Source organism: Prevotella mikamonis, from assembly GCF_055381405.1.
In genome coordinates this window covers 726,420-750,040 of record NZ_AP035785.1, presented here as the reverse complement: position 1 = coordinate 750,040, position 23,621 = coordinate 726,420, and the positions used below count along the sequence as shown (strand labels likewise).

Sequence of the window (23,621 nt, the reverse complement as noted above, 5' to 3'; positions counted from 1 at the left end):
AGCGAGATGAAGAATATACGTTTAGTATCAATCGTGATAATCAGTGTCTTGACAAGCGGATTATTCACAGCCTGCTCCGAAAGCAATGAGCCCAAGAGTAATCCTGATGAAATCGTAGGAGTACATTATGATATATGGGTGACACCCGGACAGTCTACCGGTATGGGGAGTACTGATGCCATTATTGTTCAAAACGTAAAAACTCTAGAGTCCGATACGATTATCGACTTTAAAAATAGCGGTGTCGATGTGACGGCTAAATTATATCAGGAATCTATTATAAAAGGTATGTATTATTACCAAGTGCCTATAGATAAAGACAGACTGGGTAAATACCAGATATTAAATGGGCGTGTAGTGACGGTGAAGGAACGCCCATTTGGTAAGAATACATATAAAGACAGACGATATACACACGCTTGGTTAGCTGACAACGAGCTTGTTATCATGGCTGCAAATGGTAAGGCCAACGATGTGATTTGGACGAAATACAACACAGATAATATGACTATTCAGTCTGAAGGAAGTCTGAACCTGGCCAAAAGAACACGTATAAAAAAATATAGCACGTCAGGTTTGGCTACTTATCGATCCAGTGACAACAAGCTGATGTATTTTTTCTGTGAGAAAGACAGCAAATCTATCAAACAAGTCTTTGTCGCTTTCATCAATCCTCAGACAATGGCTGTAGAGAAACTGGATTCTACAACTGTAGGTGAGGAGATGGCAGGAACAGCCTACGGCGAACTACTGCAAGACAAGATGTTCTTTGACAATCGTAACAACTTGTATATTCCTTTATTGTCAGGTATTGCCGGGGCAAAGTCGGCAACGCCTAAGTATAGTCGCATTGTCAGAATCAATAATGGTGAAGAACAATTTGACAAATCCTATGTGGGTATGAATACCGGCACTAACAATGGTAAGATTGTAACATGCGATTATATAGGAAGCAACAAGGCTCTACTCTATATCCAGAATCCGGAACATACGGGTACAAGCACAGACAATAAGCTGAGTGACGGATGGGGAGCAAAATATAATTGCTATTATGCCTTGCTAGATCTCTCAACAAATGCTTTGACTGAATTTACATACAATGGTAAGAAGTTGCCTTATAGTAGTGGAACTTTCTCGCAGCGGTCATTTGTCTTGAATAATAAAGTGTTCATAGGAGTGAACCCTCAAAATAGTCCGGCGTGTGTTTATGTCTATAATAGAAGGACACAACAGTTAACCAAGGGTGCGACCATTGCTACAGGGTTTCAGTTTATGAGAATTACCCATATCTTAGATAAGTAGGCCGAATGAAATCTATCCCACAGTTCTTACTGGCAGCTCCGACATCAGGTTCTGGAAAGACTACTGTATGCAGGCTACTGATGTCGGCACTGACCAGACGAGGACAAAAAGTACAGCCATTTAAATGTGGACCAGACTATATAGACACGAAATTCCACTCTATGGCATGTGGGCGTCCCTCGTTGAATTTAGATTCCTTTATGGCTTCTGCCCATCATGTTAAAACAGTATATGCCCACTATGCACAGACAGCCGATGTATGTATAGTAGAGGGGATGATGGGGATGTACGATGGATATGAACGCGATAGGGGCTCTTCGGCAGAAATTGCATCTATACTGGATATTCCTGTTATATTAGTAATAGATGCGAAGAGTGCAGCATACTCGATAGCACCCTTGCTGAAAGGGTTTATAGAATTCCGGCCAAATGTAAAAATTGCAGGTGTAATTTTTAATAAAGTAGGTTCTTCCCGACATTATGAGACACTTTGCCAGGTTGCTGAAGAATTGGAATTACCATGTTTCGGATACATAGAAAAGTGTAAGGATATAGCTCTGCCCAGTCGTTATTTGGGACTGGATTTCAATAACATATCGACTCAAGATGTGTCATATATCCTTGAACATGTACAAATTGAGAATCTGTTAGAACATGTAACGTGTGATATGCCAAAGTCGGACAACTCATATCTGTCGAATGTCTATCCACGTGAATGGCATATCTGTATGGCAAAAAACGAAGACTCTTTCTCTTTTATTTATCAGGAGCATATAGATATATTGGAGAAGTGGGGGCATATTACTTATTTCAACCCGGAAGAAGATTGTATAATTCCACATGATACGGATTTGATATATTTGCCTGGTGGTTATCCGGAAAAGCATTTAAATGACTTATCTGAATATACGATGCACGAAATACGGCAATATGGTGAACGTGGTGGACGTATATGGGCGGAATGTGGGGGTATGATGTATCTATGTAGAGAAATACGAACCGATGAAGGAATTCGACCGATGGTTGGATTGTTGGATTATGTGATTTCTGCCGAAAAGGGACACCGTAAACTCTCATTGGGCTATCGTAAGCTGCAATTAAACGATGGGCGAGTGTTACGGGGGCATGAATTTCACTACAGCCAGTTCATCGGAAGAAAGCCGCAGACCATTGCAGAAGTGCGTAATGCCAGAGATGAAATAATTGATAGTCCATTCTTTAGGTATAAGAATGTAACCGCAAGTTATACACATTTATATTGGAATAATGACAAGAATATATACGAAGACTGGTGATGGTGGACAGACTCACTTGCGTAGTGGAGTTAGAGTAGACAAAGATGATATACGGATAGAAGCCAATGGTGAGATTGATGAATTGAATTGCCACATTGGTGTTGTATGTGCTTCTCTACCAAAGGATGATGCCCGTAGACAATTACTCTGTAAGATTCAGCAAGAACTGATGACCGTCATGAGTCTTGTTGCCACTCCACCAGGAAAAGAGAATCCGCGTGAAGAACAACTCGAAGAACTGACTTCTAAGATGGAGAGTGAGATAGACAGAATAACCCTAAACCGCAAATTCAGTTTCGTATTGCCAGGCGGAAGTGTCTTACAGGCTTATCTGCACATGGCAAGGAGCAAGGCACGCACGGCAGAAAGACGATTATGGACTGTCAATCGGGAATATCCACAGGATAGAAAAATGATGGTATTTATGAATAGGTTGAGTGATTATTTATTTGCTCTAGCCACAGATAACGATTCAGACAAATAGGGTATGAGTGGGTTAAGACCAATAATGCTGTGTGGAACTGGTAGTGATGTCGGCAAAAGCGTGCTGGCAACAGCTTTGTGTAGAATCTTTAAACAAGACGGATATACTCCTTCTCCTTTCAAAGCACAAAACATGGCTTTGAATAGTTATGTTACGCCTGAAGGGTTAGAGATTGGAAGAGCCCAAGCCGTACAAGCAGAAGCGGCAGGACTTGAAAGTCAAGTAGATATGAATCCAATTTTGTTGAAACCACAGGGAGACCACACTTCACAAGTCATGTTAAATGGTCGTTCCATAGGAAATTATACTGCTCAAGAATATTTTCACTCTAAAGGACGTGAGCAACTGCGACTGGCTGCTCATGAAGCGTTTGACAGATTAGCACAGCAGTATAGTCCCATAGTGATGGAAGGGGCTGGTAGCATCTCTGAAATTAATTTAAAAGAGCAGGATATCGTTAATCTATCAATGGCTCGATATGCCGGTGCTTCAGTCATCTTGGTCGTTGATATTGATCGTGGAGGTGTTTTTGCCAGTAGTTATGGGAGCATTGCTTTACAAACACCAGAAGACAAACAATTAATCAAGGGTATCATTGTTAATAAGTTTCGAGGAGATTTACGCCTGTTTGATGAAGGACGTAAAATGTTGGAAGATATATGTAAAGTTCCTGTTTTAGGTGTTATTCCTTATTTTGACGACATTCATATCGAAGAAGAAGATAGCGTAGATTTAAGATTGAAGAGTAAGATGTCTATGCAAGGAAAAGTAAACATAGCAGTGGTCTTACTGAAACACATCAGCAACTTTACCGATTTTGATGTCTTAGAACGTGACACACGTGTACATCTTTTCTATACTAATGATATTCAAGATATTGCACAAGCAGACATTGTGATTATTCCTGGTAGCAAGAACACTTTAGGAGACTTGTATGAACTACGACGTAATGGATGTGCCCAAGCGATTGTACAGGCTCATAAAGCAGGAAAAACCGTTATGGGTATTTGCGGTGGATTCCAAATGCTAGGCAAAGAAGTGCTTGATCCGCTCCATATAGAAGGCGACATAGAGCAATTACCCGGTTTGGGATTACTACCAATGTCTACAAGTATGGACAGTACGAAAGCTACCCGGCAAGTAGAATTCCCTTTTCAGAACTCTCTTCTGAAAGGCTATGAAATTCATAATGGAAAGAGTGTTTTCTCAGAAACAATTAATCATGATGATAAAATCATCATCCAAGATAAGGTCTATGGAACATATGTTCACGGCATCCTAGACAATGCTTCATTCATAGAAACCTTGTTAGCACCCTATGTAGAAAAATCTAAAATGATATTTAATCCAAGGGAGTTCAAGGAGAAACAGTACGATTTATTGGCGAAGCATGTTAGAGAAAATCTTGATATGGATTGCCTATATTCTATCATGAGGGAGGGAATATGAAAGAAAAACAGCATGGTGACGATTTGTTTCGTTACGAAAATATTCGTATCAATTTCAGTTCCAATATATGGGGACATGCCGATTTAGCAAATTTAAAAGAACACCTATCTCACTGTTTAGATTCAATTTCTCATTATCCAGAACCTTATGCCCATAGTTTAGAAATCGCTTTAGCCAATGCTACAGGAATTCATCGTGATGAAATCTTAGTGACCAGTGGCTCTGTGGATGCTATTTACCTCATTTCGACATTGTTTTCAGATGCTGAACCAATAATTCCTATCCCTACCTTTTCGGAATATACATTGGCATCAAGAAGATATAAACATGGGACGGAGACTTCACAAAAGATTCATTGGATTTGCAATCCCAATAATCCTACAGGTTTAGTCTGTCCCAAGGAGAAACTATTGGAGAAAATGGATCATTCTGAAGATATATTTGTCGTAGACCAAGCCTATGAAGATTATACGATGGAACAAATGTTTCTTGACAGCGAGGTTACTATGCGTCCAAACGTCCTCTTACTCCATTCCATGACAAAGAAATATTGTATACCTGGGTTACGGCTAGGATACGTAGTTGGTCATCGTAAGTTGATACAATTATTACGGGATATTAGCCGCCCGTGGAGTATTAATGCTCTAGCGCAAGAAGCAGGATTATGGATGCAAGGAAAGAATGTTTTGCCAGATTTGCAATGGTTAAGAAACGAGACAGAGATTTTCAGAAATCAAATCAATCAAATAGAAGGGTATAGAGCTTTACCTACCCAGACCAATTTCTTTCTTATCAAGATAGATAGAAAGAGACGGTTGGCATCCAGCGCTTTAAAGGAAGTATTAGCGCAGCAACACAGTATATTGATTCGTGATGCTTCAAATTTCATCGGACTGGATGATTCTTATATCCGTGTAGCGACACAATTACCCATAGAAAATACAGAATTGGTAACCCTATTAGAACAAATCTATTAAGATGGCTTATATTGCAAAAATCATATCGCTGGTAATAGGATGGGGATTAGATTTTTTTCTAGGAGACCCGGAACGGCTTCCTCATCCTATTGTCCTCTTTGGAAAAACAATCGCTTTGGGTGAGCATTACTTGAATCAAGGCAGGTATCGTAAATGGAAAGGTGGACTCATGGCAACTGTACTAATAGTCTTAGTATACTTGTTTGCCCATCTCTTGCTTTCTGAATTATCCACAGTTTCCATATGGGTTGGAGTCCTGGCAGAGAGCATCTTGATATTCTTCTGCCTGGCTGGTACAACTCTTATCAGAGAATGCAAACTCGTCTTTGAGGCCTTAAATCGTAGTCTGGATGACGGTAGATTACAAGTAGCCAGAATCGTAGGACGCGATACAAGTAATCTTTCGGCACAGGAAATCAGACAAGCGACACTCGAAACACTTTCCGAAAATTTAAGCGATGGTGTCGTAGCACCCTTATTTTGGTTAGCTATATTGGGAGTTCCCGGCATGTTGGCATACAAAATGGTGAACACTTTGGATTCGATGATAGGGTATCGCACACAACGCCACCTGCAATTTGGGAGTATTGCTGCACACATAGACGATGCCGTCAACTATCTCCCAGCAAGATTAACAGCCTTTCTCATGCTGTTGGTCGGAGGTAAGCTTAGACAAATTAAATTCGTACTGCATTATGGCAAAGAGCATCTAAGTCCCAATAGCGGATATCCCGAAAGTGCGTTAGCTGCAATACTCGACTGTAGATTTGGCGGTCCGCATCAGTATTTTGGAGAGTGGATAGACAAACCTATGATAGGATTTAACCCTCGCGAACTGACCGTTACGGATCTAAAAAAGGCAATTATCATCAATCGCTCAGTAGAGTCGTTAATGGTAATTGCCTTGTCATTATTCTATCTGACTATGTCAGTGCTTTAATTTGCCGATTCAAATTCACGTAAGAAGCGTACGTCGTTTTCAGAGAACATACGCAAATCGCTAATACGATACTTCAGATTGGTAATGCGTTCTACACCCATACCAAAAGCATAGCCGGTATAGATGCTGGAATCAATACCACATGCTTCAAGGTCATGTGGATCTACCATGCCACATCCGAGGATTTCAACCCATCCCGTATGTTTACAGAAGGTACATCCTTCGCCACCGCAGATATTGCACGAAATATCCATTTCAGCACTAGGTTCTGTAAAGGGGAAATAGCTGGGACGTAAACGAATCTTCGTATCCGGGCCAAACATCTCACGGGCAAATGTCAATAAAACCTGCTTCAAGTCTGTAAAACTAACATTTTTATCTACATACAACCCTTCTACCTGATGGAAGAAACAGTGGGCGCGCGAGCTAATAGCCTCATTGCGGTAGACACGGCCTGGGCAAATGATGCGAATAGGGGGCTGATGATTTTCCATATAGTGAGCTTCATCACCTGATGTATGGCTTCTCAACAGTACATTCTTGGTAACGTCCGACGCGTCGGCTTGCTCAATAAAGAATGTGTCTTGCATGTCGCGGGCTGGATGATCTGCTGCAAAGTTGAGCATCGTAAAGACATGCTTGTCATCATCTATTTCCGGTCCTTGAAAGAGTGTGAACCCCATACGCTGGAAAATATTGATAATCTCATTTCTGACAATTGTCAGTGGATGACGTGTTCCAAGTGGGAGAGGATAGGGAGTGCGGGTTAAATCGAAATCTTCGTGTTGAGCATCTGTCGTATCAACTTTCTCTTTCAGCTCATTTAATTTCTCTTGAGCAGTCTGCTTCAATTTGTTAATTTCAATACCTACTGCTTTCTTTTGATCAGCAGCCACATTGCGGAAATCTGCCATGAGAGCATTGATTTCCCCTTTTTTACTTAGATATTTCAAGCGGAGGCGTTCTATCTCGTCAGCATTAGTGGCTGTGAGTTCCGTCACCTCTTTCAACAGTGCTTCAATCTTTTCTAATAACATGCGTTTCAGTCGTTTGAAAAATATATGCAAAGGTAGTATTTTTATGCCAAAAGAAGAAAGATTATAGAAATAAAGTTGTATTTTTGCACTGATTTGAGAGGGTATGTTAGGACCCATAATATAGAGCAATGAGAAAAAATACTTTTTTGTTTTTTATCGTAGTAGTGGCTATGATACTCAGCTTTTCCATCACAGGTTGTCGAAACAATAAACCTTTGGAGGCTGTTGATTCTGTTGTCGTAGATACAAGTAGAATTGATACTTCGGCCACAGATACAATGGACAATATCATAGCAGAAACTCCGATGCCCAAAGCTGCGGATGAACTTTTTGATGATTTCATCTTTAATTTTGCTGCAAATAGAAAGCTCCAATTCGAACGTATTGATTTCCCATTACAGGTCTATCACGGCAAACAAGTCAAGCAGATTACCAAGAACCAATGGACTATGGAACGCTTCTTTATGCGCCAAGAGTTTTATACGTTGATATTTGACAATGCCAAGCAGATGAAAGCAGTCAAAGATACGACTATAGACCATGTTGCGATAGAGAAAATATATTTCAAGACAAATACTATCAAAGAGTACATCTTTGAGCGTGTCAGAGGGCAATGGAGATTGACAAGTATCGTACATAAACCGATGCAACAAAGCCTTAATGCTTCTTTCCTCCGTTTTTATCATCGCTTTGTAACCGACTCTACTTTCCAAATCAGTAGCGTTAATGATCCATTGCAGTTTACTGGACCAGATCCCGATGATGACTTTAGCATAATGAATGGCACATTAGAGCCAGAACAATGGTCATCTTTTGCCCCGCAATTACCAAGCAGTCTTCTGTATAACATCCAGTATACTCAATCATATAAAGAAAGTCGTGAAAAGCGATTTGTGATTAGAGGTATTGCTAACGGCTTAGAAACAGAATTGACTTTCAAGCGTATTGGCAATTCTTGGAAACTTGTCAAACTGTCAATGTAGAATGAAGGAGGTCGCCCATTTCAATCTGTTAGACTATAATACATTTGGCATTGAAGCCAAATGCGATTACTTTATTCAATATTCCAACAAAGAAGATGCTCAGCAAGCTGCTTCTAAGCTGGCAGCCCCTTTCCTGATATTGGGAGGTGGGAGCAATCTTTTGTTGACCAAAGACTATCACGGCATTGTCGTCAAGGCCGAATCACGCTTTGATGTAGAAGTTATAAAGACTAGTACAGATAGCGTGTGGTTGCGTTGTTGGGCCGGTACTACATTTGATGAAGTGGTAGAATATGCCGTAAATCATGGATATTACGGTTTAGAGAATCTCTCACTGATTCCTGGAGAAGTAGGGGCCAGTGCCGTTCAAAATATTGGTGCATACGGAGCAGAGGCAAAAGATGTCATTGACGAGATAGAAGCGATAGAGATTTCTTCTGGCCATCAGTTTACATTTAAGCATACCGATTGCCAATATTCATATCGTCAAAGTAGATTTAAGAGAGAATGGCGCAACAAGTATCTAATCACTCATGTGGTTTATCGCTTGTCTACCGAGTTCAGACCACACTTGGATTATGGTAACATCCGCTCATCTTTGGATGCTCAAGGAATAGGAATGCCGACGGCTGAACAATTAAGAGAAACCATCGTCTCTATCCGTCAGGCTAAGCTGCCCGATCCTAAAGTATTGGGAAATGCTGGTAGTTTTTTCATGAATCCTATCATAGACACAGAGCGTTTCAAAGTTCTCACTAAATCATATCCCCAGATACCACATTATTCCATTGACGAGCAGCATGAGAAAATTCCTGCGGGATGGCTTATAGAGCAGAGTGGCTGGAAAGGACGCTCACTTGGCAGAGCGGCCGTTCACGATAAGCAGGCCTTAGTATTGGTCAACATGGGGGGAGCTACAGGAACGGAAATCCTGACTCTATGCGACACTGTTCGGGAAGCTGTCCGAGCGAAATTTGATATTTCCATCGAACCGGAAGTTAATATTCAATAATTGGCAGAATATGGCAAGATTCACCTTCCTTGGAACAGGGACTTCCAATGGTGTACCCGTATTAGGCTGCCCCTGTGAAGTTTGCCACAGCCAAGCCCCGCGAGACCGTCGCTTTCGCTGTGTAGGTCTCCTTGAAACAGATCACACACGCATCCTAATAGACTGTGGTCCCGATATCCGTCAACAGCTGCTACCTCTTGATTTTCGCCGCATAGATGCAGTGCTCGTCACCCATATTCACTACGACCACGTGGGGGGGATAGACGATTTGCGTCCTTATTGCAGCTTTGGAGATATTCACGTCTATGCAGACAGCTCGGTTACTTCTGGTTTGCAGCAAACCATGCCTTATTGTTTTGGAAAAGATTTATATCCCGGTGTACCAAAGTTAGACTTACAAACGATACGAGCGCACGAACCATTGACGATAGGAGAGTTCCAAATAATGCCTTTTCAAGTCTTACATGACAAAATACCAATACTCGCTTATAAGTTTGGAAGTTTTGCGTATATTACGGACATGAAGACCATCCCCGACTCGGAACTTCCATACTTGAACGGAATTGAAACTCTAGTAATCAATGCACTCCGTTGGGAAAAACCTCATCATTCCCATCAACTGGTAAGTGATGCCATTGAGTTTGCCCATAAGATAGGTGCACGTCGTACCTACCTAACGCACCTTACTCATCAAATCGGACTACATGCCGAGGCAAGTCTACGCCTTCCACAAGACGTATACTTTGCCTATGATGGACTTAAGATTGAGGTATAAGCTGTAATTGTAGGCATATTGTCAGCAGCAATTAAGTAATAGGTTTCCTAAACGCTGCTATCCTTTACTCCGTCATCAGCTCATAGAAAACTGCAAAGGCCTGGCAGAATCACTGTTAGGCCTTTGCAGTTTTATTGTTCGGGCCTTGCAGCAACACTGCGAAGCCCAAACAGTAATTAAAACTTATTTTAACGTGAGTTCGACGAACGTTATTTAAATGTTATTACTTCACCTGTTCTCTGGTTAACCCATTCTAGTCAATCATTATTTGAAATTCAGACTCTCTTCTATTAGTTGTTTTTTTGATGGTAATTTCTCTGGAATAAAAGAAAAAACGATATCGTCATCTTCTATTAACTTTATATATCCATTTTCCTGCCATCTCAATAAAATGGGTCTAATTCTTTTATAATTAGTTCGAATGTTTTTATTCAACGCATCTAATAAATTCCAATCAACAATTTGGAGACATCAAATAAATATTATCATGATAAATATAATTTATTATTATCATTAACCTACTACGTTTCATAATTCATGTATTATTTGAAGTTTATGACTTCTCTTGTTTTCAAGTTTATCATTCTTTAATTCCACTATTAGACTGACGAGACATTATACTTGATGGCAAATTCGTTATTTTAAACTTGTTGCCTTCGATTATTTTTACGATACCCTTTTCTTCAAGAACTAATAAATAATCTTTTAAGAACTTCTGAACATTTCTATTATTTGAAAAGTCTTCTATAGACCAATCGCTTCCAAAATTTCTATAGAAAAACTCTAATTTATATAGAAAATTCTTTTTTATTTTCATTTTTCTCATAAGAATAAATCTGGTATCTTAACCACTTTCAAATAATTCCCAGTGTTACCCCCAATAGTAGTTCAATAGAAAAAGAACAGGTTTGAATATCGTTCACCAACTTCTTGCTGACAGAAAATAGTGTGTAAATTCAGACTCGAAATTCGGAGTGAACACCCTTTTCCCTATATTATCGCGAATTTCTTGCAAACTCCAGAATCTACCATCTGCCAATTCCTCTTTATTGATAGATATAGGAACATCGTAGACGGTTTTGAATGAGTATACAAGTTCTTTCTCCATAGAACTTTCAAAGACATAATGACCTAATTCCGTTGGTGTGAAACTTGTGATATTCAGCTCTTCCCTGACCTCTCTTTGCAAGGCTGTGTTTACATCTTCTCCCAAATCTATATGACCACCACATGCTGTATCCCATTTGGATGGCTGAATATCTTTCCAGTCGGGACGCAGTTGTAGGTACAATTCCCCTTTGGAATTCAATACATGCAGATGTACAACAGGATGCAGGAGCTTGCTTCCATCATGTGCTTGCTTTCGCGTAATAGCTCCTAAGATATTACCATTTTCGTCTATATGAGGAAAATATTCTTGCAAATTGTCTGTCATATTTAGAGTTTGGAAGAGAATACAAACATATCGGGAAATTTTGTATCCAGGTTGTCAGGTAATTCTCTGAATATTCCAAAGATAGCACTGCCGCTTCCACTCATCTGTGCATAAATTGCCCCCATATCATATAATGCCTGTTTAATCCCTGATAATTCTGCATGAGACTTGAATATAGGAATCTCAAAATCATTGTGCAATTCATCCTTCCAGGTTTCAATAGGCTGCCTGACAATATCCCTACAGCATTTTAGCGGTTTCTGCGGAACGATGGCTTGATATGCCTCCTTGGTAGATATCGATATATCGGGTTTCACAATGACGATAGAATAACCATGCAAATTACCTTTTGGACCATCCACAGGCGAGATGATATCACCCAACCCAGTGGCATAGGATGGTTCAGCCGTAATAAAGAAGGCACAATCTGCTCCCAACTTTGCAGCATATCGCTCCATTTCCGCATATCCGATATTGAGTCTGAAACGCTCATCAAGCAGTTTTATCATATATGCAGCATCACTGGAACCACCACCAAGTCCAGCTTGTGAAGGAATCTTCTTGTACAGATGGGTGTGCACTCGCGGAAGTTTAAAATCGGCTGCCAGTAGTTGATAGGCCTTTACCACTAAGTTATCCTGCTCGTTGCAGTCAATCGCATTACCGGTAATCTTCAAATCGCAATTAGTATTTGATGGGAATTCTTCGTCCATGTACTTTATCTCTAGTGTATCGTGTAAAGCATGAATAGGGTAGAACACTGTCTCAAGATCATGGTATCCATTACTACGTTCACCAATGATATTAAGTCCTAAATTGATTTTTGCACAAGGAAATGAAATCATAATATGGTTAATATATGTGTATTGCAAAGATAAAAAATAATTGCGAAAAGTCCTGTAACAATACGTTTTTTTTTATCTTTGCATGAAATACAATGAAGTACTTATGCCAGACAAGAACGAAGCGGTAAAAGCAAAGAGAAAACAGCAAGCCAGCATTGACACTAATTTTGGTCATCTACAGCCCCAGGCATTGGATGTAGAACAAGTAGTGTTGGGAGCTTTGATGATAGATAAGGACGCTTTTTCTATTGTGTCCGAGATTCTGAGACCGGAAACTTTCTACGAGCCACGTAACCAGAAAGTCTATCAGGCCATACAAAATCTCAACATGAACGAACGGCCTGTAGACATTTTGACAGTAAAGGAAGAATTGAAACACGCAGGCATAATAGATGATGTTGGCGGGGCACAATACATTGTAGATTTGAGTTCGCATGTAGCTTCGTCAGCTAATATAGAATTTCATGCCCACATTCTTGCCCAGAAATTCCTGGCCCGGCAGCTCATATCGTTTGCCAGCAAAATAGAGACGAAAGCCTTTGATGAGACGGTTGATGTAGACGAACTAATGCAGGAAGCAGAGGGAAACCTGTTCGAGATTTCTCAAAAGAATATGAAGCAGGACTATACCCAGATTGACCCTGTAGTCCAGCAAGCTATTGAGATATTGCAAAAGGCATCTGCTAACAGCGGTGGACTGACAGGTATATCTACCGGCTTTACGAAGTTAGACGAAATGACTAGTGGATGGCAGAAGAGCGACCTGGTGATTATAGCAGGGCGTCCAGCCATGGGTAAGACCTCTTTTGCACTGAGTATAGCCAAGAACATAGCTGTAGACAGTAGAGTTCCTATTGCCTTCTTCTCTCTTGAAATGAACAATGTCCAATTGGTTAACCGCTTGATTTCCAATACCTGTGAAATAGGTGGCAATAAGATTCTGAATGGACAGCTATCACCGGATGAGTGGAGCAGACTTGATACGAACGTGAGAAAACTGACAGGTTCTCCTATTTATATAGACGATACTCCCGGTTTGAGCGTATTTGAGTTGCGTACCAAGGCCAGGCGCCTTGTCCGCGAGAAAGGAGTAGAGATTATCATGATTGACTATTTGCAATTGATGAATGCCAATGGTATGAAGTTTGGTAGCCGTCAAGAAGAGGTGTCGACGATTTCTCGCTCGCTAAAAGGGCTGGCCAAGGAATTGAATATTCCTATATTGGCACTGAGCCAATTGAACCGTACTGTAGAAAACAGAGACGGCTTGGAGGGTAAGCGCCCACAGTTGAGCGACTTGCGAGAGTCGGGAGCCATAGAGCAGGATGCCGACATGGTTCTTTTTGTGCATAGACCGGAATATTACCATATCTTTGAAGATGAGAAAGGTAATGATCTGCACGGTATGGCACAAATTATCATAGCTAAGCATCGTAAGGGTGCTACTGGCGATGTGCTCCTTACCTTCAAAGGAGAGTTTACACGATTCCAGAATCCGGAAACAGCTCCTGCTACCTTGCCGATAGAGGGGGGAGAGCTTCTGGCCTCCAAGATGAATGCCGCTTCTCCCGACGATTTCACCCTCAATGCAAATTTCCCCCCAATTCCTCCTACGGATGTAATGCCATTTTAAACAAATGGCATTAAAAAGTTGCGATTTACAATATTCTCTATTAAAAAAGTAACATATTGTTTGTTTGTATTGAATGATATTATTATTTTTGCAGAAAATAAAACAAATATGACAGCACTAAACCTACAGACCATCATTATTAGCATTCGACTTCAGCGAGTCGAAGGAAGTGATGAGGTATCTGGATAGTCCTTGAGTATAAAGATGTAAGCCTTTCTCACTTCCATTAGTGTGAAAGGCTTTTTCATTAAGTAATATCTTAAATAATATATAATGAACGACAAGTTATACATTTTCGATACGACATTGAGGGATGGCGAGCAAGTTCCAGGGTGTCAGTTGAATACGATTGAGAAAATTCAAGTAGCTAAGCAGTTGGAGCAACTAGGCGTCGATGTCATAGAAGCCGGATTCCCAATTAGCAGTCCTGGTGATTTCAATTCTGTCATAGAAATAAGCAAGGCCGTGACTTGGCCTACAATATGCGCCCTTACCCGTGCCGTAGAAAAAGACATAGAGGTGGCGGCCGAGTCTTTGCAATATGCAAAACGCAAACGTATTCATACCGGTATCGGAACAAGTGACAGCCACATTCAGTATAAATTCAATTCAACCAGAGAAGAAATCCTCGAACGGGCAGTCAAAGCCGTTGCTTATGCCAAAAAGTTTGTGGAAGATGTTGAGTTCTATGCAGAAGATGCCGGTAGAACCGACAATGAGTATTTGGCAAGAGTAGTGGAAGCTGTTATTGCTGCCGGTGCTACAGTTGTCAACATCCCTGATACCACCGGCTATTGCCTGCCCCATGAATATGGAGAGAAGATAAAGTATCTGATAGAACACGTCGATAATATTGATAAGGCCATCATTTCCACACACTGTCATAATGATCTCGGCATGGCAACGGCTAACACACTGCAAGGGGTCTTGAATGGAGCGCGACAAGTAGAAGTTACCATTAACGGAATCGGTGAACGTGCAGGCAACACTTCTTTGGAAGAAGTTGCCATGATTCTAAAATGTCATAAGGGTATTGGCATTGATACGAATATCAACACCGCTAAGATTTGTCCGACAAGCCGCATGGTTTCCAGTTTGATGAATATGCCTGTCCAGCCCAATAAAGCTATTGTGGGTAGAAATGCCTTTGCGCATTCCAGCGGTATTCATCAAGATGGTGTATTGAAGAATGTAGAGACTTATGAGATAATTAATCCAAAAGATGTTGGTCTAGATGATAACTCTATCGTACTGACCGCACGTTCCGGCAGAGCTGCACTGAAATACAGACTTCATGTAAATGGGGTAGACGTGAGCGACGAGAATAAGTTAGATAATATCTATCAGAAATTCCTGAAACTGGCCGACCAAAAGAAGGAAATCAATGATGATGACATCCTGATGCTAGCGGGAGCTGATACGGCAGATGCTCATGCTGTGAAACTTGATTTCCTGCAAGTCACTACAGGAAAAGGTGTACGTAGTGTAGCAAGTATCGGGATTGATATTTCCGGTCAGAAGTTTGAAGAGGCTTCCAGTGGTAACGGACCTGTCGATGCTGCCATCAATGCCCTGAAGAAAATTATTCAGAAACACATGATTCTGAAGGAATTTACCATTCAGGCTATCAGTAAAGGCTCTGACGATGTAGGTAAGGTTCACATGCAAGTAGAATACGAGAACAACGTATATTATGGTTTTGGAGCGAATACGGATATTGTCACGGCTTCTGTAGAAGCATATATCGACTGTATCAATAAGTTTAGGAACAAGTAAACATTAGGTTTTTATGAATACATTATTTGACAAGATTTGGGATAAGCATGTTGTTCAGATAGTTGAAGACGGGACAACCCAATTGTATATAGACCGCTTGTATTGTCATGAAGTGACTTCTCCTCAAGCCTTTGCCGATATGCGAACTCGCGGGTTGAAATGTTTCAGACCGGAGCAAATCTATTGTATGCCTGATCACAACACGCCGACACATGATCAAGACAAGCCCATAGAAGAACCTGTATCCAAGAAGCAAGTAGATACATTGGCCAAAAATGCCCATGATTTTGGACTTGTCCATTATGGAATGAATACACAGGATAATGGTATCATCCATGTTGTCGGACCGGAAAAAGCACTCTCACTGCCGGGTATGACGATTGTGTGTGGCGACTCGCACACTTCGACTCATGGTGCAATGGGAGCTGTCGCATTCGGTATCGGAACTTCAGAGGTTGAAATGGTCATGGCCTCACAATGTATCTTGCAGCAGAAGCCGAAGAGTATGCGTATTAATATCAATGGTAAGTTAGGTAATTTTGTTACTCCAAAAGATGTTGCATTATATTTAATGAGTCAGCTCACAACCTCTGGTGCTACTGGATATTTTGTGGAATATGCAGGGGATGTGGTTCGCGATATGACCATGGAAGGCCGACTGACTCTGTGCAATCTTTCCATCGAAATGGGAGCACGTGGTGGTTTCGTAGCCCCCGATGAGACAACATTTGCCTATCTAAAGGGACGTGAGTTTGCCCCCAAAGGTGAGGAATGGAATAAAGCATTAGCCTACTGGAAAACTTTGAAGAGTGGAGATGATGCCGTATTTGATAAAGAATTGAGTTTTGATGCAGCAGATATTGAGCCTCGCATTACGTATGGAACAAATCCAGGTATGGGAATTGGCATTTCTGAAAATATACCCAATTTGAATAGTATCGAAGAATCCGGACAAGCTTCTTTCTTAAAAAGTTTGGATTATATGGGATTTACACCCGGCGAACAATTACAGGGACACCCCATTGACTATGTTTTCCTTGGCGCATGTACAAATGGTAGAATTGAAGATTTTCGCGCTTTTGCCTCTGTTGTCAAGGGACGAAAGAAAGCAGAAAACGTTACCGCATGGCTAGTACCTGGCTCGTGGGCAGTAGACAAACAGATTCGTGAAGAAGGAATAGATAAAATAGTTGAAGCAGCAGGATTTAAAATTCGCCAACCTGGTTGTTCTGCGTGTCTGGCTATGAATGACGATAAGATTCCGGCTGGAAAGTATTCAGTATCGACTAGTAATAGAAACTTTGAGGGACGACAAGGGCCTGGCAGTAGGACTATACTAGCATCACCTTATGTTGCCGCAGCCGCAGCTGTTACAGGAAAAATCACAGATCCACGAACTTTATAGAAACAATAATGAAACAGAAATTTGATATTATAATATCTTCATGTATCCCATTGCCATTGGAGAATGTGGATACAGACCAGATTATCCCTGCACGATTTCTGAAAGCTACAGACAAAGCTGGTTTTGGTGATAATCTATTCCGAGATTGGAGATACAACAAAGATGGCTCTTTAAAGGAGGACTTCGTTCTAAACGATTCTTCGTACAGCGGCTGTATCCTTGTCGCTGGCAAGAATTTTGGTTCTGGCTCTTCGCGCGAACATGCGGCCTGGGCTATAGCTGGATATGGTTTTAGAGTTGTTATCAGTTCTTTTTTTGCAGATATCCACAAAAACAATGAATTGAATAACTTTGTATTACCAGTCGTTGTATCAGAGGATTTCTTGCAAGAATTGTTTGATACAATAGCCAAAGACCATCAGACCCAAGTGAAAGTCGATTTACCCAATCAGACAGTAACAAATCTCGTTACGAACCGTTCGGAACAGTTTGAAATCAATGCCTATAAAAAGCATTGCCTCATGAATGGGCTAGACGATATTGACTTTCTCATTCAAAGCAAAGATAAGATAGAAGAATGGGAGCAGGCAAACAAATTATAGAAATCATGGACTCCACTCTGCGGGATGGAGAGCAAACAAGTGGTGTCTCTTTCTTGCCCCATGAGAAACTCATGATAGCAAGAATGCTACTGAAAGATGTCAATGTCGACAGAATTGAGGTGGCATCAGCTAGGGTTTCTGATGGCGAGAAAGATGCCGTCAAGAAGATTTGTCGCTATGCCGCCAGTGTTGATATGCTCCACAGAGTAGAAGTTTTAGGATTCGTAGATCATCACAAATCTATAGATTGGATTCGTGAATGTGGTGGTCAGGTTATCAATTTACTGGCAAAAGGCTCTTTGAAACACTGCACACAGCAACTGAAGAAAACTCCCGAAGAACACATCGCCGATATAAAGTCGGAAGTTGCTTATGCTAAACAAGTCGGTGTTTCTGTCAATCTATATCTGGAAGATTGGTCATCCGGCATGAAAGATTCTCCGGAGTATGTGTATCAGCTGATGGATGCACTTCATACCGTAACTGGTATACGTCGCTTTCTCTTGCCTGATACCCTTGGTATACTAAATCCGCTGCAATGTCTGGAATTTCTGCGCAAAATGATTCGTCGCTATCCTGATATTCATTTCGATTTCCATGCACATAATGACTACGATCTCGCTGTCAGCAATTCGTTGGCTGCGGTATTGAGTGGAGCAAAAGGCATTCATGTCACTGTCAACGGATTGGGTGAAAGGAGTGGTAATGCACCATTGGCATCCGTACAAGTCATATTAAAAGACCATTTCCATGCCATTACTCATATCAATGAGGGAATGCTGAACGATGTGAGTAGACTTGTAGAAGGTTATAGTGGTATAGCCATTGCCCCAAATACTCCTGTGGTGGGAGATTATGTCTTTACACAAGTTGCAGGTGTACATGCCGATGGCGATAGCAAAGACAGATTGTATTGCAATGACTTGGTGCCTGAGAGATTTGGACGAAAACGCGAGTATGCCCTAGGTAAGAATTCCGGAAAGGCTAATATCATCCAGAATTTAAAGGACCTGGGATTGGAACTCACACTAGAACAGACCAAAGCTGTCACTAACAGAATTACACAGCTCGGAGACCGGAAAGAACTTGTTACCCAGGACGATTTACCTTATATTGTCAGTGATGTATTGAAGCATAACGCACCAGAAGACAAGGTGAAATTGTTAAGCTATATGGTCTCTACATCTTACGGATTGAGACCCATTGCCAGCCTGAAGGTCGAGATTAATGGAAAGGAATACGAGGCTGATTCCACAGGCGATGGACAATATGATGCCTTTGTAAGTGCATTGCGTAAAATATATAAAGAATGTCTTAATCGTACGTTCCCACTTCTTGACAATTACCAAGTATCCATTCCGCCAGGTGGTCGGACAGATGCGTTAGTACAAACTGTCATAACATGGCGACAAGACGAAAAGGTTTTTAGGACACGAGGTCTTGATGCCGACCAAACAGAAGCTGCCATCAAGGCTACTTTTAAAATGTTAAATTTAATTGAAGAATAAATATGGATTTAAAGATTGCAGTGTTATCAGGTGATGGTATCGGACCTGAGATTATGAAACAAGGTATAGCCGTCATGAATGCTATAGCAAATAAATATGGTCATCGGTTCTCATATACAGAAGCCATCTGTGGGGCAAATGCAATAGATGCCGTAGGCGACCCTTTCCCAGAAGAGACTTTTAAAGTTTGTATGACTGCCGACGCAGTGTTGTTTGCAGCTGTAGGAGACTTGCGCTTCGACAACAATCCTACAGCTAAAGTACGTCCGGAACAAGGCTTGTTAGCTATGCGTAAAAAGCTGGGACTGTTTGCCAATATCCGACCAGTTGCAACATTTGACTGCTTGCTTCATAAATCACCTCTGAAAGAAGAATTGCTGAGGGGAGCCGACTTCATCGTTATACGGGAATTAACCGGTGGCATGTACTTTGGCGAAAAGTATCAAGATAACGACAAGGCTTATGACACGGATATCTATACACGTCCCGAAATAGAGCGCATCCTTAAAGTGGCGTTTGAATATGCCATGAAACGAAACAAGCACCTTACGGTTGTCGACAAGGCCAATGTACTGGCATCTTCACGCCTATGGAGACAGATTGCTAAAGAGATGGAACCGTCTTATCCCGAAGTTACTACCGACTACATGTTCATCGACAATGCTGCTATGCGTGTACTTACTGAGCCAAGGTTCTTTGATGTGATAGTAACAGAAAACACCTTCGGCGATATTCTGACAGATGAAACGAGCTGCATCACTGGTAGTATGGGCTTACAGCCATCTGCGTCTCTAGGTGAACATACACCTTTATTCGAACCGGTACATGGTTCGTGGCCACAGGCTGCGGGAAAAAATATGGCAAACCCTGTAGCCCAGATTCTCTCTGCCGCCATGTTGCTCGAACACTTTGGACTGAACCAAGAGGGAGCGTTGATACGAACGGCTGTAGATGCCAGTTTGGATGCCAACGTACGCACACCGGAAATCCAGATTGAAGGTGGCGAACACTACGGCACAGAAGAAGTTGGAAAATGGATAGCAGATTACATTGCAAACGCTTGATAACCAATAATAAGCAATAATTTTTATATATTATTTCTAAAAGGCAGATAGTACTTTCGGTTCTATCTGCCTTTTTGCATATCTTTGCAAGCATGAACAGAATGATTATTGGTCTCATCATGTTACTGACAACACAAGCTATGCCTGCTCAAACCAATGCGCAATTACGCGATAGTTTGAAGTTGGCAACCGAACGTTTGGCATATTATCCTGACAGCATAGACCTCCGATTGAAAAAGGCATCTTGGAATATCCGTCTGGAGCAATGGGAGTATGCTAAAGAAGATTTGGACAAGATTCTTAACTCAAGGCCTACAGATATTGCCGGCCTATATTTCCGTGCCTTTGTCAACGAAAAGCTTAAACGGTTTAATTTTGCCCGACTAGATTATGAGAATCTGCTATATCTCGTTCCTGGAAATTTCCAGGCACAGTTAGGATTGGCCTTGCTCAATCAGAAAGACCAGCATCTTACAGAAGCTTTTGACCAAATAAACCAAATGGTAGAAACCTATCCTGACAGTGCTATCGTCTATGCTGCCAGAGGTGGCATAGAGAAAGAGCGACAAATGTATGAGTTGGCAGAATTTGATTATGCCGAAGCTATGAAGCGCGATACCGAGAACATAGACTATATCATCAATCATATAGATTTGTGTATCATATTGAAGAAGAATGAACAGGCCATAGAAGAACTGCATACTCTAGAGAAACGGGGAGTTCCACGTGCGCGATTAAAAATATTCTACGACAGGATAAGAAAAGGATAAAAGTCCATTCTTTGGTAGGCAAAATAGAGTTATCCATCGCATGAATCCCCTTATATATAAGTATTTATCCTATTTTCATTGAATTAATTTCTTTTTTCAGTGTTTTTTCGTAAGTTTGCAATTGATTATGAAATGCAGGCTTTCTCAATATCTGTTGTTGTTACTCATCTCTTTGTTCACTTCTTGTGGAGCATCGAGATTGATTCTTGATAATCAGTATCTGCTATCGGGAGTGACCGTGAAGTCAGAAACCAAAGATATTGATGCCGCGACCCTGGCAACTTATGTTCGGCAGAAGCCCAATTCCAAATGGTTTTCATTATTCAAGATACCATTGGGAACTTATTCTATGGCAGGACAAGACACTACAAAGTGGTTGAACAGGACTCTTCGTAATATGGGTGAAAGACCGGTATTATTTGATTCCGTGCAGGCTCGCCTGTCATGTTCAGACTTGCGGAGTGCCATGCAAAACATGGGCTATATGCACGCTCAGGTAGACTTAAAGACATCGACAAAAGGGAAGAAGATGTATGTCACCTACATACTCACCCCCGGCACTCCCTTCTATATTCGTTCCTTGAAATATGATATTCAGGATACCCTGATTGCTGATTTACTGAAATCCGCGCCACAAAAAGCTCAACTGAAGGCTGGTGACAGATTCACTGTCGACAAATTGGATCAAGAGCGCAGACGCATCACGCAGTTTTTAATGGATAGGGGATATTATCGTTTCCATCGGGATTTTATTATTTATAGTGCCGACTCGGCCAGGAACAGCAACGATATAAACATCACATTACACCTTTTGCCATATAGGGAAAACAGCAAGTCGCCCGAAACTCAGCACAAGCGCTATACTATCCGAAATATATCTTATCTAAGCGAAAATGAAGACGGTAAGCTACCCCTGCGTAAAAGCGTCTTGGAGAATAGTACGGCCATGCGTGTGGGCGAACCGTATAATTATTCCAAACTACAGCGGACATACAATAATTTTGCCAAATTGCAGACCGTAAGATATACCAATATCAATTTTAAGGAGATTCCTGACAGCTCTTGGCTGGATTGTGACATTAAACTGAGTACCAACAAGCCGAATACTATCTCCTTTCAACCCGAAGGTACTAATACTGCGGGAGATTTAGGTGCAGCAGCCTCACTCATCTATTCAGACAGAAACCTCTTTCATGGGTCGGAGCTTCTAACCATCCAATTTCGTGCAGCTTTTGAAGCTATTACGGGACTAGAGGGGTATCAGAACCAGAATTATGTAGAGTATAATCTTGAGACGAAATTGCAATTTCCGCGGTTCGTAGCTCCATTCTTGTCAAATTCATTTAAGCGAAACAGCAATGCCACTTCAGAGTTGGCCGTCAGTTATAATCTGCAAAACAGACCAGAATTCCATCGTCGAGTCTTTACCACAGCATGGCGTTATCGTTGGAATGAACCACACCACCATTTGGCATACCGACTGGACATACTGGATCTCAACTATGTTCACATGCCCTGGATTAGTAAGACATTCAAGTTTAACTATCTAGACAGTATCAGTAATTCCATACTCCGTTACAACTATGAAGATCTTTTCATTATGAAGATTGGCATGGGTGTGACATATAATGACGGCATCAATGCCATACGTGCCAATATTGAGACAGCCGGAAATTTACTGAATGGGGTTTCACATGCCATCGGGTCGAAGAAAAATGCTCAAGGACAGTACACCTTATTTAATATTGCCTACGCACAGTATGCAAAATTTGACTTCGACTTTACCCATTTAGTACAATTCGACTTACACAACCAACTGGCGCTACACTTTGGATTAGGCATCGCCTGGCCCTACGGAAACAGTTCGGTACTGCCGTTCGAGAAAAGGTATTTCTCTGGTGGAGCCAATAGTGTGAGGGGATGGAGCGTGCGAGAACTAGGTCCTGGTAAGTATAAAGGTACTGACGGACGAATAGACTTCATCAACCAGACGGGCGACATGAAACTAGACATGAATGTGGAATACCGCACATCGCTCTTTTGGAAATTCAACGGTGCTATATTCGTCGATGCAGGTAATATCTGGACCTTGAGGAATTATGCAGAGCAACCAGGCGGACAATTCAAACTGAATACATTCTATCAGCAGATAGCAGTGGCTTATGGGCTTGGCTTACGCCTGAACTTCGATTATTTTATATTGCGTTTCGACATGGGTATGAAAGCCATTAACCCGGCTTATACCACACAAGCAGAACATTATGCCATCTTCCATCCGAAGTGGAGTAGGGACTTTGCCTTCCACTTCGCAGTAGGCTTCCCCTTTTAG

21 protein-coding genes are annotated in these 23,621 nt (G+C 41.4%); 17 read left to right on the top strand and 4 right to left on the bottom strand.

All coding sequences use genetic code 11. The annotated features are described in order from the left end of the window. Positions 1-6: 6 nt before the first annotated feature. Genes ACZ42L_RS03235 through cbiB form a run of 6 tightly spaced genes read left to right on the top strand, consistent with a single transcriptional unit; the run spans position 7 to position 6,447 of the window. The gene (locus tag ACZ42L_RS03235) at positions 7-1,302 is read left to right on the top strand and encodes a hypothetical protein (protein WP_464716597.1); all 1,296 of its coding nucleotides are present in this window, start codon (positions 7-9) and stop codon (positions 1,300-1,302) included. A gap of 5 nt (positions 1,303-1,307) precedes the next feature. Next, a complete protein-coding gene (locus tag ACZ42L_RS03230) occupies positions 1,308-2,597 on the top strand; it encodes a cobyrinate a,c-diamide synthase (protein WP_464716596.1) in 1,290 nt (429 codons plus the stop codon). Continuing rightward, positions 2,569-3,081 (top strand): cob(I)yrinic acid a,c-diamide adenosyltransferase, encoded by a 513-nt coding sequence (locus ACZ42L_RS03225; protein ID WP_464716595.1) that lies wholly within the window; start codon positions 2,569-2,571, stop codon positions 3,079-3,081. The genes ACZ42L_RS03230 and ACZ42L_RS03225 overlap by 29 nt, the downstream gene beginning before the upstream one ends. A gap of 3 nt (positions 3,082-3,084) precedes the next feature. Further along, entirely contained in the window at positions 3,085-4,530 is a 1,446-nt protein-coding gene (locus tag ACZ42L_RS03220) for a cobyric acid synthase (protein ID WP_464700710.1), read from the top strand. After that, complete coding sequence (locus ACZ42L_RS03215) at positions 4,527-5,507, top strand: aminotransferase class I/II-fold pyridoxal phosphate-dependent enzyme (protein ID WP_464716594.1); 981 nt, start codon at positions 4,527-4,529, stop codon at positions 5,505-5,507. Before ACZ42L_RS03220 ends, ACZ42L_RS03215 begins: the two co-directional genes overlap by 4 nt. Position 5,508: 1 nt before the next feature. Further along, positions 5,509-6,447 carry an adenosylcobinamide-phosphate synthase CbiB gene (gene cbiB / locus ACZ42L_RS03210; RefSeq protein WP_464703530.1) on the top strand — a complete coding sequence of 313 codons (939 nt, stop codon included), beginning with the start codon at positions 5,509-5,511 and terminating at the stop codon, positions 6,445-6,447. On the opposite strand, the gene pheS is transcribed toward cbiB, so the two are convergent. After that, on the bottom strand, positions 6,444-7,484 hold the full coding sequence (gene pheS, locus ACZ42L_RS03205; RefSeq protein WP_464703529.1) for a phenylalanine--tRNA ligase subunit alpha: 1,041 nt from the start codon (positions 7,482-7,484) through the stop codon (positions 6,444-6,446). The genes cbiB and pheS overlap by 4 nt on opposite strands. Before the next feature lie 128 nt (positions 7,485-7,612). Between pheS and ACZ42L_RS03200 the strand changes: the two genes are divergently transcribed. The 3 genes from ACZ42L_RS03200 to ACZ42L_RS03190 are packed head-to-tail and all read left to right on the top strand — an operon-like array spanning position 7,613 to position 10,254. After that, complete coding sequence (locus ACZ42L_RS03200) at positions 7,613-8,467, top strand: DUF4348 domain-containing protein (protein WP_464716593.1); 855 nt, start codon at positions 7,613-7,615, stop codon at positions 8,465-8,467. Position 8,468: 1 nt separating this feature from the next. Beyond that, positions 8,469-9,479, top strand: a complete 1,011-nt coding sequence (murB, locus tag ACZ42L_RS03195) for a UDP-N-acetylmuramate dehydrogenase (RefSeq protein WP_464716592.1) — start codon at positions 8,469-8,471, stop codon at positions 9,477-9,479. A 10-nt stretch (positions 9,480-9,489) separates the two neighbouring features. Next, entirely contained in the window at positions 9,490-10,254 is a 765-nt protein-coding gene (locus ACZ42L_RS03190) for an MBL fold metallo-hydrolase (RefSeq protein ID WP_464716591.1), read from the top strand. A gap of 580 nt (positions 10,255-10,834) precedes the next feature. Here the strand turns inward: ACZ42L_RS03190 and ACZ42L_RS03185 are convergent. From ACZ42L_RS03185 to ispE, 3 genes are all read right to left on the bottom strand, one after another. Further along, positions 10,835-11,080, bottom strand: a complete 246-nt coding sequence (locus ACZ42L_RS03185; RefSeq protein ID WP_464716590.1) for a hypothetical protein — start codon at positions 11,078-11,080, stop codon at positions 10,835-10,837. Positions 11,081-11,173: 93 nt separating this feature from the next. Further along, positions 11,174-11,689: an NUDIX hydrolase gene (locus tag ACZ42L_RS03180; protein ID WP_464703526.1), complete on the bottom strand. Its 516-nt coding sequence runs from the start codon at positions 11,687-11,689 to the stop codon at positions 11,174-11,176. A 2-nt stretch (positions 11,690-11,691) separates the two neighbouring features. Then, entirely contained in the window at positions 11,692-12,534 is an 843-nt protein-coding gene (gene ispE, locus ACZ42L_RS03175; protein ID WP_464716589.1) for a 4-(cytidine 5'-diphospho)-2-C-methyl-D-erythritol kinase, read from the bottom strand. A 103-nt stretch (positions 12,535-12,637) separates the two neighbouring features. Between ispE and dnaB the strand changes: the two genes are divergently transcribed. The 8 genes from dnaB (at position 12,638) to tamL (ending at position 23,621) form a co-directional block, all read left to right on the top strand. Further along, on the top strand, positions 12,638-14,167 hold the full coding sequence (gene dnaB / locus ACZ42L_RS03170) for a replicative DNA helicase (protein WP_464716588.1): 1,530 nt from the start codon (positions 12,638-12,640) through the stop codon (positions 14,165-14,167). 273 nt (positions 14,168-14,440) lie between these two features. Beyond that, a complete protein-coding gene (locus ACZ42L_RS03165) occupies positions 14,441-15,943 on the top strand; it encodes a 2-isopropylmalate synthase (RefSeq protein ID WP_464700688.1) in 1,503 nt (500 codons plus the stop codon). A gap of 13 nt (positions 15,944-15,956) precedes the next feature. Further along, on the top strand, positions 15,957-17,348 hold the full coding sequence (gene leuC / locus ACZ42L_RS03160) for a 3-isopropylmalate dehydratase large subunit (RefSeq protein WP_464700686.1): 1,392 nt from the start codon (positions 15,957-15,959) through the stop codon (positions 17,346-17,348). Positions 17,349-17,356: 8 nt separating this feature from the next. Then, a complete protein-coding gene (leuD, locus tag ACZ42L_RS03155; protein WP_464700684.1) occupies positions 17,357-17,950 on the top strand; it encodes a 3-isopropylmalate dehydratase small subunit in 594 nt (197 codons plus the stop codon). Continuing rightward, positions 17,926-19,458: an alpha-isopropylmalate synthase regulatory domain-containing protein gene (locus ACZ42L_RS03150; RefSeq protein WP_464706653.1), complete on the top strand. Its 1,533-nt coding sequence runs from the start codon at positions 17,926-17,928 to the stop codon at positions 19,456-19,458. Before leuD ends, ACZ42L_RS03150 begins: the two co-directional genes overlap by 25 nt. A gap of 2 nt (positions 19,459-19,460) precedes the next feature. Next, entirely contained in the window at positions 19,461-20,522 is a 1,062-nt protein-coding gene (gene leuB / locus ACZ42L_RS03145; protein ID WP_464716587.1) for a 3-isopropylmalate dehydrogenase, read from the top strand. A 92-nt stretch (positions 20,523-20,614) separates the two neighbouring features. After that, positions 20,615-21,292, top strand: a complete 678-nt coding sequence (locus tag ACZ42L_RS03140; RefSeq protein ID WP_464716586.1) for a tetratricopeptide repeat protein — start codon at positions 20,615-20,617, stop codon at positions 21,290-21,292. A 127-nt stretch (positions 21,293-21,419) separates the two neighbouring features. After that, the gene (gene tamL, locus ACZ42L_RS03135; protein ID WP_464716585.1) at positions 21,420-23,621 is read left to right on the top strand and encodes a translocation and assembly module lipoprotein TamL; all 2,202 of its coding nucleotides are present in this window, start codon (positions 21,420-21,422) and stop codon (positions 23,619-23,621) included.

Bases quoted from the DNA above. Each gene is read 5' to 3' on its own strand.
- ACZ42L_RS03235 (WP_464716597.1), top strand. From the start codon at position 7: ATGAAGAATATACGTTTAGTATCAATCGTGATAATCAGTGTCTTGACA.
- ACZ42L_RS03230 (WP_464716596.1), top strand. From the start codon at position 1,308: ATGAAATCTATCCCACAGTTCTTACTGGCAGCTCCGACATCAGGTTCT.
- ACZ42L_RS03225 (WP_464716595.1), top strand. From the start codon at position 2,569: ATGACAAGAATATATACGAAGACTGGTGATGGTGGACAGACTCACTTG.
- ACZ42L_RS03220 (WP_464700710.1), top strand. From the start codon at position 3,085: ATGAGTGGGTTAAGACCAATAATGCTGTGTGGAACTGGTAGTGATGTC.
- ACZ42L_RS03215 (WP_464716594.1), top strand. From the start codon at position 4,527: ATGAAAGAAAAACAGCATGGTGACGATTTGTTTCGTTACGAAAATATT.
- cbiB (WP_464703530.1), top strand. From the start codon at position 5,509: ATGGCTTATATTGCAAAAATCATATCGCTGGTAATAGGATGGGGATTA.
- pheS (WP_464703529.1), bottom strand. From the start codon at position 7,484: ATGTTATTAGAAAAGATTGAAGCACTGTTGAAAGAGGTGACGGAACTC.
- ACZ42L_RS03200 (WP_464716593.1), top strand. From the start codon at position 7,613: ATGAGAAAAAATACTTTTTTGTTTTTTATCGTAGTAGTGGCTATGATA.
- murB (WP_464716592.1), top strand. From the start codon at position 8,469: ATGAAGGAGGTCGCCCATTTCAATCTGTTAGACTATAATACATTTGGC.
- ACZ42L_RS03190 (WP_464716591.1), top strand. From the start codon at position 9,490: ATGGCAAGATTCACCTTCCTTGGAACAGGGACTTCCAATGGTGTACCC.
- ACZ42L_RS03185 (WP_464716590.1), bottom strand. From the start codon at position 11,080: ATGAGAAAAATGAAAATAAAAAAGAATTTTCTATATAAATTAGAGTTT.
- ACZ42L_RS03180 (WP_464703526.1), bottom strand. From the start codon at position 11,689: ATGACAGACAATTTGCAAGAATATTTTCCTCATATAGACGAAAATGGT.
- ispE (WP_464716589.1), bottom strand. From the start codon at position 12,534: ATGATTTCATTTCCTTGTGCAAAAATCAATTTAGGACTTAATATCATT.
- dnaB (WP_464716588.1), top strand. From the start codon at position 12,638: ATGCCAGACAAGAACGAAGCGGTAAAAGCAAAGAGAAAACAGCAAGCC.
- ACZ42L_RS03165 (WP_464700688.1), top strand. From the start codon at position 14,441: ATGAACGACAAGTTATACATTTTCGATACGACATTGAGGGATGGCGAG.
- leuC (WP_464700686.1), top strand. From the start codon at position 15,957: ATGAATACATTATTTGACAAGATTTGGGATAAGCATGTTGTTCAGATA.
- leuD (WP_464700684.1), top strand. From the start codon at position 17,357: ATGAAACAGAAATTTGATATTATAATATCTTCATGTATCCCATTGCCA.
- ACZ42L_RS03150 (WP_464706653.1), top strand. From the start codon at position 17,926: ATGGGAGCAGGCAAACAAATTATAGAAATCATGGACTCCACTCTGCGG.
- leuB (WP_464716587.1), top strand. From the start codon at position 19,461: ATGGATTTAAAGATTGCAGTGTTATCAGGTGATGGTATCGGACCTGAG.
- ACZ42L_RS03140 (WP_464716586.1), top strand. From the start codon at position 20,615: ATGAACAGAATGATTATTGGTCTCATCATGTTACTGACAACACAAGCT.
- tamL (WP_464716585.1), top strand. From the start codon at position 21,420: ATGAAATGCAGGCTTTCTCAATATCTGTTGTTGTTACTCATCTCTTTG.